The organism is Alkalimonas sp. (assembly GCF_020831925.1).
Lineage (GTDB): Bacteria > Pseudomonadota > Gammaproteobacteria > Enterobacterales > Alteromonadaceae > Alkalimonas.
Map to the genome: position 1 here is coordinate 1 of NZ_JAFIFQ010000073.1, position 12,373 is coordinate 12,373.

General features: G+C 52.8%; 15 protein-coding genes and 1 tRNA gene. 5 read left to right on the forward strand and 11 right to left on the reverse strand.

The genetic code is table 11. The features are described from left to right. The coding region (gene queE, locus JJU14_RS15130) for a 7-carboxy-7-deazaguanine synthase QueE (protein ID WP_228614553.1) at positions 1-392 on the forward strand (392 nt) is incomplete at its 5' end. A 10-nt stretch (positions 393-402) separates the two neighbouring features. Next, positions 403-807, forward strand: a complete 405-nt coding sequence (locus JJU14_RS15135; RefSeq protein WP_228614554.1) for a hypothetical protein — start codon at positions 403-405, stop codon at positions 805-807. Here JJU14_RS15135 and JJU14_RS15140 read toward each other — a convergent pair. Continuing rightward, a complete protein-coding gene (locus JJU14_RS15140) occupies positions 788-1,372 on the reverse strand; it encodes an LON peptidase substrate-binding domain-containing protein (protein WP_228614555.1) in 585 nt (194 codons plus the stop codon). The two genes, JJU14_RS15135 and JJU14_RS15140, sit on opposite strands and share 20 nt — an antisense overlap. A 61-nt stretch (positions 1,373-1,433) precedes the next feature. Beyond that, the gene (gene gloA, locus JJU14_RS15145; RefSeq protein ID WP_228614556.1) at positions 1,434-1,826 is read right to left on the reverse strand and encodes a lactoylglutathione lyase; all 393 of its coding nucleotides are present in this window, start codon (positions 1,824-1,826) and stop codon (positions 1,434-1,436) included. Between the two features lie 183 nt (positions 1,827-2,009). Between gloA and JJU14_RS15150 the strand changes: the two genes are divergently transcribed. The 3 genes from JJU14_RS15150 (at position 2,010) to JJU14_RS15160 (ending at position 3,604) form a co-directional block, all read left to right on the forward strand. Next, positions 2,010-2,252, forward strand: a complete 243-nt coding sequence (locus tag JJU14_RS15150) for a type II toxin-antitoxin system Phd/YefM family antitoxin (protein ID WP_228614557.1) — start codon at positions 2,010-2,012, stop codon at positions 2,250-2,252. Beyond that, positions 2,249-2,512: a Txe/YoeB family addiction module toxin gene (locus tag JJU14_RS15155; RefSeq protein WP_228614558.1), complete on the forward strand. Its 264-nt coding sequence runs from the start codon at positions 2,249-2,251 to the stop codon at positions 2,510-2,512. The genes JJU14_RS15150 and JJU14_RS15155 overlap by 4 nt, the downstream gene beginning before the upstream one ends. A 150-nt stretch (positions 2,513-2,662) precedes the next feature. Beyond that, positions 2,663-3,604, forward strand: coding sequence for a YihY/virulence factor BrkB family protein (locus JJU14_RS15160; RefSeq protein WP_228614559.1), 942 nt, complete (start codon positions 2,663-2,665; stop codon positions 3,602-3,604). Between the two features lie 43 nt (positions 3,605-3,647). Here JJU14_RS15160 and nth read toward each other — a convergent pair whose 3' ends face one another. From nth to JJU14_RS15205, 9 genes are all read right to left on the reverse strand, one after another. Further along, complete coding sequence (gene nth, locus JJU14_RS15165) at positions 3,648-4,280, reverse strand: endonuclease III (RefSeq protein ID WP_228614560.1); 633 nt, start codon at positions 4,278-4,280, stop codon at positions 3,648-3,650. Positions 4,281-4,290: 10 nt separating this feature from the next. Beyond that, a complete protein-coding gene (locus JJU14_RS15170) occupies positions 4,291-4,986 on the reverse strand; it encodes an electron transport complex subunit E (RefSeq protein ID WP_228614561.1) in 696 nt (231 codons plus the stop codon). Continuing rightward, positions 4,987-5,613, reverse strand: a complete 627-nt coding sequence (rsxG, locus tag JJU14_RS15175) for an electron transport complex subunit RsxG (protein WP_228614562.1) — start codon at positions 5,611-5,613, stop codon at positions 4,987-4,989. It abuts the gene before it with no gap. Beyond that, complete coding sequence (rsxD, locus tag JJU14_RS15180; protein ID WP_228614563.1) at positions 5,610-6,677, reverse strand: electron transport complex subunit RsxD; 1,068 nt, start codon at positions 6,675-6,677, stop codon at positions 5,610-5,612. The genes rsxG and rsxD overlap by 4 nt, the downstream gene beginning before the upstream one ends. After that, entirely contained in the window at positions 6,674-8,899 is a 2,226-nt protein-coding gene (rsxC, locus tag JJU14_RS15185) for an electron transport complex subunit RsxC (protein WP_228614564.1), read from the reverse strand. The genes rsxD and rsxC overlap by 4 nt, the downstream gene beginning before the upstream one ends. Next, positions 8,899-9,453, reverse strand: coding sequence for an electron transport complex subunit RsxB (gene rsxB, locus JJU14_RS15190; RefSeq protein ID WP_228614565.1), 555 nt, complete (start codon positions 9,451-9,453; stop codon positions 8,899-8,901). Before rsxB ends, rsxC begins: the two co-directional genes overlap by 1 nt. Further along, positions 9,450-10,034: an electron transport complex subunit RsxA gene (gene rsxA, locus JJU14_RS15195; RefSeq protein ID WP_228614566.1), complete on the reverse strand. Its 585-nt coding sequence runs from the start codon at positions 10,032-10,034 to the stop codon at positions 9,450-9,452. Before rsxA ends, rsxB begins: the two co-directional genes overlap by 4 nt. A 115-nt stretch (positions 10,035-10,149) precedes the next feature. Further along, positions 10,150-12,072, reverse strand: a complete 1,923-nt coding sequence (locus tag JJU14_RS15200) for an EAL domain-containing protein (RefSeq protein WP_228614567.1) — start codon at positions 12,070-12,072, stop codon at positions 10,150-10,152. Between the two features lie 149 nt (positions 12,073-12,221). After that, positions 12,222-12,298: transfer RNA gene (locus JJU14_RS15205), tRNA-Asn, on the reverse strand. Positions 12,299-12,373 lie beyond the last annotated feature (75 nt).

Below are 12,373 nucleotides of genomic sequence, written 5' to 3' on the forward strand. Positions count from 1 at the left end.
GTGGTGAGCCTTGCCTGTACGATTTAAACCCGCTGTGTGAGCTGCTGCATCAGCAGGGCTACAGCACTCAGATTGAAACCAGCGGTACTTTTGAAGTGCTGGCACCAGGCGAGACCTGGGTCACGGTGTCGCCCAAGGTCAATATGAAGGGTGGGTATGAAGTGCTGGACTCGGCACTGCTGCGGGCCAATGAAATCAAGCACCCGGTGGCGCGTGAGCGCGATATTGAGGAATTGCAGGCTTTGTTGCAGCGCGTTCCTGCTTCGGGTAGGCTGGTGTACTTGCAACCAATCAGCCAAAAAGCCAAAGCAACCCGGCTGGCGATTGAGCAATGCAAACAACATAACTGGCGCCTGAGTGTGCAGGTGCATAAATATTTAGGGATTAACTAAGGGACTAGCCATGCGACAGGCGGTTGAACAATTCTTTCAGCTCTATGCTGAAGCCTACTCCAGTTTTGATGTAGATAAAGTGACTGAGCTGTTTTCTTTGCCTTGTCTGTTTCTAACCGACGACAGCAAGCTGATGATGGCCGAGGTAACTAGTCTGGAGAAAACCATTCGCCATCAGTTTAACCTGTACCGCAGTCTGGGAGTAGCCCAGGTGAAAAACCGGGTGCAGCATCTGGTGCGTTTGTCCGAGTCGATGGTGTTTGCCAGTCTGTACTGGTATTTTTGCGATGCCAACGGCAAGGTACTGCAAAACTGCCATACCTCCTACACGCTGCAGCGGGCAGGAGAGCACTGGCGCTTGGTGGCGGTAATGATTGACGACGAGCGCTTTGCTCTTAAATCGATTCAGCCTTAAGGCAGCGCTGTAAATAGTGCAGGCAGGCTTCCGGCGTGGCCTGCTCGGCCAGATGTTCTTTTAAAAGTGGCGGCAGCGGCAGTAACTCCAGCCAGCGCGCTGCCAGCCAGCTGGCGTCAGCTGTGTTGCTTTGCGGATATAGGCTGGCCAGCTCCGGTTCACGTTTCAATAATTGACTAAAACTCTGTTGCAACTCCTGCTGCGGTTGGCTGATGGGTTGCGACGGCCAGAAAGCCACTGTTTTTGTGTCTGCCACATGCAGCTTGTCGGCTTCCTGCCAGCGCTTCTCAATATGCACTCGCTCCAGCCCCAAGACTTCAATCCCGAGCAGGCCATCATCCAGCACATCAAAGTCGGTCACCTGAACCTTGGTAGCAAAAGGAAAAATCCGATCGGGATGGTGCTGGCTGACCAGGGGATTTAACAACGCCATGGCAAAGGCGCGCTTACCGGCAGTCGCTTCTTTTACCAGCCGGACATAACGGGGCTCAAACACCCGCAGCCGGGTTTTGCCTTCCGGCAGCAGCAAGCAGTTCAGCGGAAACAGGGCTAGTTGCTCTGACATCATCATCCCACACCACAATAAATACGATTAGGATGTTATACGACCCGCCAGGTCTGCTGGATTAGCTTTGGCTCTTTTTCTGGATCAATTCAATGGCGTAGCCATCGGGATCTTTAATAAAGGCAATTTCAGTGCGACCGCCTTTGACCGGGCCGGGCTCGCGACTGATCACGCCACCCCGGCTGCGAATGTCGTCGCAGGCCTGGTAAATATCATCCACTTCCAGTGCGATATGGCCGTAAGCCGTGCCAAGCTCGTAGCTATCCACGCCCCAGTTATAGGTCAGCTCCAGCACCGCGTGCTCGGACTCCGGGCCATAGCCCACAAAGGCTAGCGTGTATTTGTACTCGGTGTTTTCGGATTGACGCAGCAGTTGCATGCCCAGCACCTCAGTATAAAAGGCAATGGAACGCTCCAAGTCACCAACCCGCAGCATGGTGTGTAATAAACGCATACAGAACTCCTTCACAGGTTTTTGCTGCCGATGAGCAGTGGATCATAACACAGTCAGCCAGCCATAGAGCGCAGTGAAGATTCGGCAGTCTGGCTGATGAATTAATGCAACATGGCGTTCGTATTGACGTACGTACTTAAAAGCGTACAATAGCTTGAAAGTTAAACACCTAAAAGGTGCATCATGACAGGAATTACAGCAACAGAGGCGCGCAGTAACCTTTATCGGTTGATTGATGAAACTGCCGAGTCCCATCAGCCCATCGTTATTATGGGAAAGCGGAACAAAGCTGTGCTGGTATCCGAGGAAGACTGGTCGGCCATTCAGGAAACACTTTTCCTGCTTTCTGTACCGGGTATGCGTGAGTCTGTTCGTGAGGGTATGGAAACCCCGGTGGAGGAATGTGATGAGGAGCTGGACTGGTGACATGGAAGTTGGTGTACACCAGGCAAGCCCAAAAGGATGCGAAGAAACTGGCTTCCAGCGGCCTCAAGCCCAAAGCTCAGGAACTGTTAGCACTGATTGCCGAAGATCCGTACCGCAAGCCACCTCCGTTTGAAAAACTTATTGGCGATCTTGCCGGGGCCTATTCACGCCGTATTAATATTCAACATCGCTTGGTCTACCAGGTGCTTGCAGAAGAAAAAGTGATAAAAGTATTGCGTCTTTGGAGCCATTACGAATAAAACATAACCAGACGCTTTTGTCGTTCGGTTTAAGAAGCGACAACGTGCTGCTTGCCCCTTTCGATAAACTGCTTTAGGTTAAAGACTTGGCGCCGCGTAAAGCAACTAAAGTGACATCTGCCTCGCCTCCAATGCATAGGTACTTTGATTATGGTTTCCAGCTTCAACACTAAACTGCCTGCTGCACTAAGGCATTGGCTTGGTATTTTTGCTGCCGCGGTACGGAACTGGCTGGACAGCCAGGCCTTTATTTATGCCGCGGCGCTGGCATTTTTCACCGTTTTTTCGATTGCCCCCATTCTGGTGGTGGTGGTGGCTTTGGTCGGTTTTTTTCTGGGCCAGAGCGTCGTTCAGGGGCAGTTATTTGAGCAGTTAGAAGGAACGCTGGGCCCGGAAGCTGCCGGGGTGGTGCAAACGGCGGTGGTGAATTCTCAGATTGACCAAAGCGGGATTTGGCCTGCCTTGATTGGAATTGTCGCCACCATCGTCGGTGCAACCACGGTGTTTGCGCAGATGCAGCAGTCGCTGAATCAGATTTGGGATGTTGCCCCTCGTCCTACCCGGAATAACCTGTGGGGGTTTATCAAAAGCCGTTTGCTATCCATGACGATCATCCTGGCCATCGGCTTTATTTTGATGGTATCGCTGTTATTGTCGGTGGCATTGCGCAGCATCATGGTATTTGCTGAGGAGTGGCTGCCGGTGCCTGGTTGGGCGATGGTAAGCATGGAGCTTGCTTTGTCACTGCTGGTCATCACCTTGCTGTTTGCGGCCATGTTCAAGATCCTGCCTGATGTGCTGCTGTCCTGGAAGGATGTGTTGCTGGGTGCCTTTATCACGGCCATTTTATTTACCGTTGGCCGCTCCCTTATTGCCATTTACCTGGCGTATACCGCAACAGCATCGGCTTATGGCGCAGCCGGCTCTTTGGCACTGCTGCTGCTCTGGGTTAACTATACGTCCATGATCCTGTTGTTTGGCGCATCCTTTACTCGTGCGCATCTCGAGGGCCGGGGGCTGCCCATCCGCCCTAAGAGCATGGCGGTTTGTGTGCACCGGGAATTGGTAGAAGACCTGCAAGAGAACCGTTGAATAGAGCGTTTATGCCCGCTTTAGCGCCAAAGCGGGCATGTGTTTACTCGGTTTTCTCTTTAAACTCGCACAAGTCCTCGATAATGCAGGAGCCGCATTTGGGCTTTCTGGCCACGCAGGTATAGCGGCCATGCAAAATCAGCCAATGGTGCACATCGAGTTTAAACTCGGCCGGCACAACTTTCAGCAGCTTTTGCTCAACGGCATCTACATTTTTCCCCGGTGCTAATTTAGTGCGGTTGCTGACCCGAAAAATATGGGTATCGACGGCAATGGTCGGCCAGCGAAAGGCAGTGTTTAGCACCACATTGGCGGTTTTACGGCCGACACCGGGCAGAGCTTCCAGCGCTTCGCGGTTTTCCGGCACTTCACCACCGTGTTGCTCGACCAGAATGCGGCAGGTTTTAATCACATTTTCGGCCTTGGTATTAAACAGGCCAATGGTTTTAATGTAATGCTTGACGCCATCAACACCCAAATCCAGCATGGCCTGTGGGGTGCGGGCCACCGGGAAAAGATGGCGGGTGGCTTTATTGACACCGACATCGGTCGCCTGAGCCGATAGCAACACGGCAATCAGCAGCTCAAAAGGCGAACTGTATTCCAGCTCGGTGGTTGGCTCCGGGTTGGCGGCCCGCAGGCGCGATAGTAGCTCGATGCGCTTTTGTTTATTCATCTCGTTTTATTCACACAATGGTTCCGGTTACCCGGGCACGGGTAATGGCCGTTTTCACCTGTTGCTTACGCTGTTTGCGCTGATCGATGGCGTTCTTGCCGGCGATCAGCAGGCCCATGCCAATAAAGGCACCAGGGGGCAGCAGCGCCAGCAGAAAGTAATGATCCAGCGCCAGTACTTCTACTCGCAGCGCCTGCGCCCAAGGGCCGAGCAGGGCATCGGCACCGTCAAATAAGGTGCCCTGGCCCAGCAGCTCACGCATGGCCCCTAACGCCAGCAGCACGGCAGCAAAGCCCAACCCCATCATCAGCGCATCAAAGGCCGATGGTAGCATTGGGTTCTTGGAGGCAAAGGCTTCTGCCCGGCCAATAATGGCGCAGTTGGTGACAATCAGCGGGATAAAGATCCCCAATGCCAGATAAAGCTCGTAGGTAAAGGCATTCATCAGCAGCTGTACAGCGGTCACAAAAGAGGCAATGACCAGCACAAAAATCGGGATGCGGATTTCCCGGGGCACCCAGTTGCGAATGGCAGATACTACCAGGTTGGATCCAAGCAGTACCAGCAAGGTGGCGATACCAAGCCCCAGGGCATTGGTGACGGTATTGGTCACCGCCAGTAAGGGGCAAAGCCCTAGCAGCTGCACCAGGCCCGGGTTGTTGCTCCAGAGCCCCTGGGTGGCAAGTTCCTTGTAGTTTTGGCTCATTTAAAAGGCCTCACAATTGGCTGGCTGCTCGGCCAGCTCCGGGTATTGCTGAATAAACAGGGCTGCACGCTTAATGGCATTGACCACAGCTCGGGGCGTAATGGTGGCGCCGGTAAACTGATCAAAATCGCCACCATCTTTACGTACTGCCCAGCTGCGTACATTGGCTTCGTGCACCGCCTGATTGGCAAAACTGTGCATCCAGTCGGATTTACGCAGTTCAATTTTATCACCCAGACCAGGCGTTTCCTGATGCGCCAGCGTACGAGCGGCCAGCACAGTGCCATCGGGTGTGATGGCCACCATTAAGTCGATATTGCCACTGTAGCCATCCGGTGCTGTGGTTTCCACCACAAAGGCACTGACCACCCCTTGCTCACGCCAGCGAAATACTGACTGCGGGCTGTTGCGCCCCAGCCATTCGGGAGCTGTGATGCTGATGCAATCATCCAGCAGTTGCTGTTCGGCCGCAGCGGGTAACACATCATGCAACAGGGCCAGCCGGTTGGCCAGCCGTTGCTCGGCAATACGGGGGGCCGTTAGTTGCTGCAGCAGGGTGAGGATGCTGACACAAATGATAGCAACCAGCGCCAGCAACAGAGCATTTTTCGTGACCGGGTGTTTCATTGGCGCCCCTTCACTGCTTTATGGCCGTAGGTACGTGGCCGGGTGTAATAATCAATCAAGGGTACAGCCATATTAGCCAGTAGCACAGCAAAGGCAAAGGCATCGGGATAGCCGCCAAAACTGCGGATCACAAACACCAGTACGCCAATCAGCACACCATAATAAATACGCCCACGGGCGGTGGTGGAGGCGCTGACCGGATCGGTGGCGATAAAAAATGCCGCCAGCATGCTAGCACCGGAAAACAGCTGAAACAGCGGGGAGAAATTGGTATCTGGATTGACGGACCAAGCTATCAGGCTGCACAGTGCTAAAGAACCGAGCACGCTGACAGGAATACGCCACTGGATCACACCTTGTTGCAACAGCAGCAGACCACCGGCCAGCCAGGCCAGGTTGAGCCAAAACCAGCCAACCCCGACGCCGCCCTGGAACAACGGTTTTTCATAGCTTTCCGGTAGGGTCAGTCCCATCATCAAATCGGTGCGGGCGGTATCGAGCGGGGTGGCCATGGTCATGCCGTCCACGCCTTGTCGAAGCTGTTCCAGACTGATGCCCTGACAACTGGCCTGACTCATCACCGCACACACGGCATCCAATGGCCCAAGTGCATGCTGCTGCAATGCAGTCGGTGGCAGCCACTGGGTCATTTGCACTGGGAAAGCAATCAACAGTAACACGTAGGCTGCCATGGCTGGGTTAAACAGGTTAAAGCCAAGGCCACCATACAGTTGCTTGACCATGATAATGGCAAAAGCGGTGCCTATCACCACCAGCCACCAGGGTGCATAAGCCGGAATGGATACGGCCAGCAAAACGGCGGTGACCAGGGCGCTGTGATCCTTTAAGCGCGGCAAAATGGTTTTATCGCGCAGCATCAGCACCAGGGCTTCACTGGCCCAGGCGGTGACTATCGCCAGCAGCAACTGCACCAGCACGCCATAGCCAAACAGATAACTTTGCACCGCAATGGCGGGCAGGGCGGCAATCACCACCCACAGCATCAACTGGCTGGTGGTTTTCTGATTGTGCTGGTGTGGGGAGCTGGCAATTCGAAAACTCATTTTGGCTCCGTTTCCTTTAATTTCTTAGCCTTGGCCCGGGCAATGGCAGCAGCGATGGCGGCTTTGCGCGGATCGCTGGGTTGCTCCGTGGCTTCGGTTTGCGCAGCAGAGGCTGATGCTGCATCCGCCTGCTCTGGTTTTGCTTCTTCAGGCCCGGTTTTTTCTGATGCTGGCGTCGCTTCAGCCTGTTTTTTTGCTTTAGCACGCGCTATGGCGGCAGCAATGGCCGCTTTACGTGGATCCGGCGCTGGTTCGGCTTTGACTGTATCGGCAGGCTCTGCAGCAGTTTGCGTTGCTTGCTCAGCCTCGGTTTCTGCTGGCTTAGCCTGCTCTTGCTCTGTTTGCCCGGTGTCACTGGCGGAGGCTGCGGCTTGCTTCTTAGCTTTAGCGCGGGCCAAAGCGGCTGCAATCGCAGCTTGGCGTGGATCACTGGCCTCGCTGGCTGCGGCTGTTTCGGCAGGCTTTGTAGCTGTTTGCTCTGGCTGATTTTGTTGAGGGTGCACTTGCTCGCTGTCACTTGCTGCTGCTTGCTTTTTGGCCTTGGCACGGGCCAGCGCGGCTGCAATAGCAGCCTGGCGAGGGTCTGTAGCTGACGCTGCGTTTGCTGGAGCCTCTGTTTTTTCAGCCTGACGCTCGCGCGCCAGCTGCTTTTTGCGTTCGCGTTCGGCTTTGATGGCCTCCAGATCCGCAGGCGTCTGTTGTTGCTGGCTTTTCACCCGGGCCAGCGCAGCAGCGACGGCATCAGGGGCGTTCGCACTTTGTTTAGCGGCCCGCTCTACCGCCAGTTGCTCGTTGCGGCGTTGGCGCTCCAGTTTTTCAGCTTCCAGTCGCGCCTGTCTTGCTTCAAAGCGTGCTTTGGCCTGTTCGGCTTTTAAGGCTTCGCGTTGTTGTTCGCGGATCTCTGCTTTGGCGACGCGGTAGTATTGTACCAGCGGAATTTCACTGGGGCAGACATAGGCACAGGCACCGCACTCAATGCAATCAAACAGGTTGTACTCGTCAAGCTTCTCGGTGTCTTTGGCTTTGCTAAACCAGAGCAGTTGCTGCGGCAGCAAACTGGCCGGGCAGGCCTCGGCGCAGGCGGTACAGCGAATGCAGTCCATTTCCTCACCGGCTGCCGGCAGCTCTTGCTGGGTTGGTGCCAGAATGCAATTGGTGGTTTTAATCACTGGTACTGACAAGTCGGGCAGGGTAAAGCCCATCATAGGGCCGCCCATAATGACCCGCTGCGGACGCTCAGGCTGAAAACCACAAAAGTGCAATAAGTCACTGACCGGGGTACCTATCGGCGCCAGTACATTTTGTGGATGCTGCAGGGTGTCTCCGGCCACAGTAACGATACGTGACACTAAAGGAATATCATGCAGCACCGCTTGAGCAACTGCAAAGCTGGTACCAACATTGAACATCATCATGCCAATATCAATGGGCCGACGACCGGCGGGGACTTCCTGGCCGGTTAGCAGCTGAATCAACTGCTTTTCACCACCTGAAGGATACTTGGTTGGTACGCTACGGATAAACCACGGCTGCCGGCCATGGCAGGCACTCTGCATGGCGCTGATCGCTGCTGGCTTGTCGTCTTCTATGGCAATCAGCACCGCTTTGGGTTCAAGAATATGACAAAGGATCTCAATGCCTTGAACTATAGTATCGGCTTGTTCTTGCATCAGGGCATCGTCGGCACTGATGTAAGGCTCGCACTCCACCCCGTTGATAATCAGCAACTCAACTTGCTGTTGCACAGCTGATTTTAGATGGGTAGGAAAACCAGCACCACCCATGCCGGCAATGCCGGATTGCTGGATACGCTCCAAGAGTTGTTCCGTGGAACATTGTGAGTAATGCAAGGGGGCACGCTCACGCCACTCATCCAGTCCATCGGGTTCCAGCACAATGCATGGCTCTGGTAGGGCGGAAGGATGCGGACTGGTGTGTTCAGTCACAGCCAGGATCAAGCCTGAGGTAGGAGCATGCACCGGCACCGACATCGAGTTATCGGCCATTGTCAGCGGCTGACCTTTCATGACGTGATCGCCTTTTTGCACCAGGCAATGACCGGCCACGCCAATATGCTGGCGCAGTGGAATGTAGAGTTTGTCCGGCAGTGGCAGGCTGGCAATTGGCTTTTTGCTAAGTTCTGCCTTGCGGGTCGGTGGGTGAACTCCGCCCGGGAAACGCCAGAGTTGTTCTGCAGCCACTTGTTCTAATAAGCTTTGCATTAATCCGCCTCAACCATACGTACCGGGATGGCCTGCAAGTCCCACTTCCAGCGTTCAGCTGTTTCTATCAGTGGGATCATATCAATGCAATCGACCGGACAGGGCTCCACACAGAGATCGCAGCCGGTGCACTCATCCACGATCACGGTATGCATCTGGCGGGTGGCACCGAGGATGGCATCGACCGGGCAGGCCTGAATGCATTTGGTGCAACCGATGCATTCATCCTCGCGGATAAAGGCGACTTTTTTCACCGCATTCTGCGCATCTTCATGTAAAGGCTTGGGCTCTACCCCCATTAAGTCCGCTAGCTTGCGTACCGTTGCTTCACCGCCCGGCGGACATTTATTGATGTCATCGCCATTGGCAATGGCTTCGGCATAAGGGCGGCAGCCAGGGTAGCCACACTGACCGCATTGGGTTTGTGGCAGGATATCGTCAATCTGTTCGACCAAAGGATCACTTTCAACCCGAAAGCGGATAGCGGCATAGCCTAAGATGGCACCGAACAGCAGCGCAAGTACACCAAGTACAGCCAGAGCAGTGGTCATCATGAATGGGTCACCAGTCCGGTAAAGCCCATAAAGGCCAGTGACATTAGGCCTGCCGTAATCATGGCGATAGCGGCGCCACGAAAAGCTACCGGAACATCGGCAGCAGCCAAGCGTTCGCGCATGGCGGCAAACAGTATAAGTACCAGTGAAAAACCAGCTGCAGCGCCAAAGCCAAACACCAGCGACTGGACAAAGTTGTAGCCGGCAGTGACATTAAGCAGTGCCACGCCAAGAACCGCACAATTGGTGGTGATCAGCGGCAGAAAAATGCCCAGCAGCCGATACAGGGTTGGGCTGGTTTTATGCACGACCATTTCGGTGAACTGAACGACCACGGCAATCACAAGAATAAAGCTGAGGGTGCGCAAATACAGCAAATCAAAAGGCGCCAACAGGTAGTGATCCACCAGATAGCTGCAAACCGAAGCCAGGGTTAACACAAAGGTGGTAGCCAAGGACATACCAATGGCGGTTTCCAATTTGCCGGACACACCCATAAATGGGCAAAGCCCTAAGAACTTGACCAACACAAAGTTGTTTACCAGCACGGTACTGATTAATAAGAGTAAGAATTCGGTCATGGTTGTTTGGTTACAGGCTTAAGGCGCATATTATGCGCTGAAGCAGGGCTGATAACAACCGACAGCCAGTAGGGGTATCTGCAGACTGCCGGTTAATCTGACTTTCTTTAATGACTCAAAGCGGAGCGGGTTTACCAATGTAGTAGCCCTGGCAGCCATCCACAAATAAGGAATCCAGCATGTGCTTTTCTTCCTGGGTTTCGACGGACTCCGCAAAAACACTTACTCCGATGCGATGCGCTAAATCAATCATCAAACGCAAGAAATACTGATTGTTTTTGTCTTCGTCAATGTGCCGGGTGTAACTACCATCCATTTTAATGTGATCCGGTTTTAAATCGCGGAAAAATTTAAATGAGGTAATCCCAACGCCAAATTTTTCTACGGTGACTCTGGCGCCGGCCCGGTGCACCATATCGATGAAACGTTTACTGGTTTTTAGATTCTGCTGCAAACCAAACTCGGTGACTTCAAAAATCAGTTTTGATGCAATGGTGGCATCTTTTAGTAAGCGGCGCTCCAGCCAGATCACGAATTGATCATCATGCACTGAGCGGGGCGATAAATTCAGGCCAAAATACTGATCCTGCATATTCTTATTTTTAATCGTACTCAGAGCGGTTTCAATGATCAGCCGATCAACTGCAATGATGCGGTCGAGCTTTTCTGCCATGGCCAAAAAGGATGCTGTAGGCAGTACTTGATTTTCCTGGGTTTTAAAGCGCACCAAAATTTCTGAGTAGGCTTTATTGGACCGTTTTGCTGGTTGAATGCTTTGTACCAGCAAGTTCAGACGGTTGTTGGCAAGGACATCATCAATCACGTTACGCCAGTTCTGATTACCATAACCATAACTTGCGGTTTCTAAGCCGGAAGATTCTTTTTGCAAATGCCAGGCATTGGCTTGCTTGGTTTGCGCCAGACTGATGGAAGTATCAGCAATCGCAAGCAGCTCGCCAAGCGCTCTGCCACTTTCATAGCTGACCAACCCAGTGTAAGCAACGGATTCCAACTCTGCTGTTTGCTGGTACTGATTCAGACGGCTTTGCAGCTGAATGGCGAAGTTCTCTGCTCCTTTGGCCGTTACTCTGGGTAACAGCACGCCAAAGTCAGAACTGTTCAATCGGAATAACTGGCCGTCGGCATAGGCATGAACCGCTTTGGTCAGGATTTGGCACACCTCTTGAATGTATTTATCTCCTTCCTGGTAGCCCCTGGTCTGGTTCAGGCTTTGCAGCTCAGTACATCGCGTAATTGCAAAAATACCAAAATCAACTTTATCATCCTTGCTCAACTGTTCTTCATAATATTGTACAAAACGATTTCTGTTCGGCAGGCCTGTTATCACATCTTTGTATGCATCAGCAGTGACCTGGCGGGCATTTGCCGACATTTCGCTAAACTTCTTCATGGTTTGTTGAGCAAGCACCTGAAGATTTTCAACGACCGCTTCAAAGCCAGCTGGTTGCTTGTCTGCTTCAATGGTTTGTAACGGATCATGGCTTAATTGCTCAATCACTTTATTCAGTTGTCGGCTGCTTTGTTGCAGTCGTTGGTGTTGCCACCAAAGCAGAGCGGGAATGATGAGCAAATAAATCACTAAGGTGAGCAGCAGAATCAACCAGAGTAGTGAGTTTAAAGCCTCTATCTGGTTACTGTGATCCAGCTGAAAACGAACCTGCAGCTCGTGTTGCGGGGCATCAATATGCTGAGTCGAAAACTCGACACCTTGCCAGTTAAATAGCGTTGCTGCCATGCCCGTAGGCATGTTGCCACTTCGATACTGATAAAGCTCCTGGCCTTGTAAATTTTGAATGTGAAGTTGGGATAGCGGCAGGGCCATACGGAGTTGTTGGCCAAGCTCTGCACCATCACGATTAGCTGAGTGCTGAGTCCATTGCTGTACAAAGGTTTGTGCCTGTTGCTCAGCACGTTGCAATTGTTGGCTCGCAAAGTTCAACTGAACAATGATTAGGGCACTAATCAGGATTAGCGCTGCAATAAGTTGAAGAATCACAAGTTGGAACGTTGTCTTCATAACGATGACCACCTGCACAAATAAAGGCGTTATCGAATAAATCGATATGGAAGCTATACTTTAGTTATAGCTGTACAGGGCGGATTAAAGCAAAAATTCGTGCAAAAATAAATCTTTATACCGAATTTCGAACGAGATTTAGAAGCTTGTGGCTCCCCAGGTTGGGCTCGAACCAACGACCTACGGATTAACAGTCCGCCGCTCTAACCAACTGAGCTACTGAGGAATTTCAACTTAAATTGGGAGTGGCTCCCCAGGTTGGGCTCGAACCAACGACCTACGGATTAACAGTCCGCCGCTC

Coding starts and splice junctions, on each gene's coding strand:
- JJU14_RS15135 (WP_228614554.1), top strand. CDS start 403: ATGCGACAGGCGGTTGAACAATTCTTTCAGCTCTATGCTGAAGCCTAC.
- JJU14_RS15140 (WP_228614555.1), bottom strand. CDS start 1,372: ATGTCAGAGCAACTAGCCCTGTTTCCGCTGAACTGCTTGCTGCTGCCG.
- gloA (WP_228614556.1), bottom strand. CDS start 1,826: ATGCGTTTATTACACACCATGCTGCGGGTTGGTGACTTGGAGCGTTCC.
- JJU14_RS15150 (WP_228614557.1), top strand. CDS start 2,010: ATGACAGGAATTACAGCAACAGAGGCGCGCAGTAACCTTTATCGGTTG.
- JJU14_RS15160 (WP_228614559.1), top strand. CDS start 2,663: ATGGTTTCCAGCTTCAACACTAAACTGCCTGCTGCACTAAGGCATTGG.
- nth (WP_228614560.1), bottom strand. CDS start 4,280: ATGAATAAACAAAAGCGCATCGAGCTACTATCGCGCCTGCGGGCCGCC.
- JJU14_RS15170 (WP_228614561.1), bottom strand. CDS start 4,986: ATGAGCCAAAACTACAAGGAACTTGCCACCCAGGGGCTCTGGAGCAAC.
- rsxG (WP_228614562.1), bottom strand. CDS start 5,613: ATGAAACACCCGGTCACGAAAAATGCTCTGTTGCTGGCGCTGGTTGCT.
- rsxD (WP_228614563.1), bottom strand. CDS start 6,677: ATGAGTTTTCGAATTGCCAGCTCCCCACACCAGCACAATCAGAAAACC.
- rsxC (WP_228614564.1), bottom strand. CDS start 8,899: ATGCAAAGCTTATTAGAACAAGTGGCTGCAGAACAACTCTGGCGTTTC.
- rsxB (WP_228614565.1), bottom strand. CDS start 9,453: ATGATGACCACTGCTCTGGCTGTACTTGGTGTACTTGCGCTGCTGTTC.
- rsxA (WP_228614566.1), bottom strand. CDS start 10,034: ATGACCGAATTCTTACTCTTATTAATCAGTACCGTGCTGGTAAACAAC.
- JJU14_RS15200 (WP_228614567.1), bottom strand. CDS start 12,072: ATGAAGACAACGTTCCAACTTGTGATTCTTCAACTTATTGCAGCGCTA.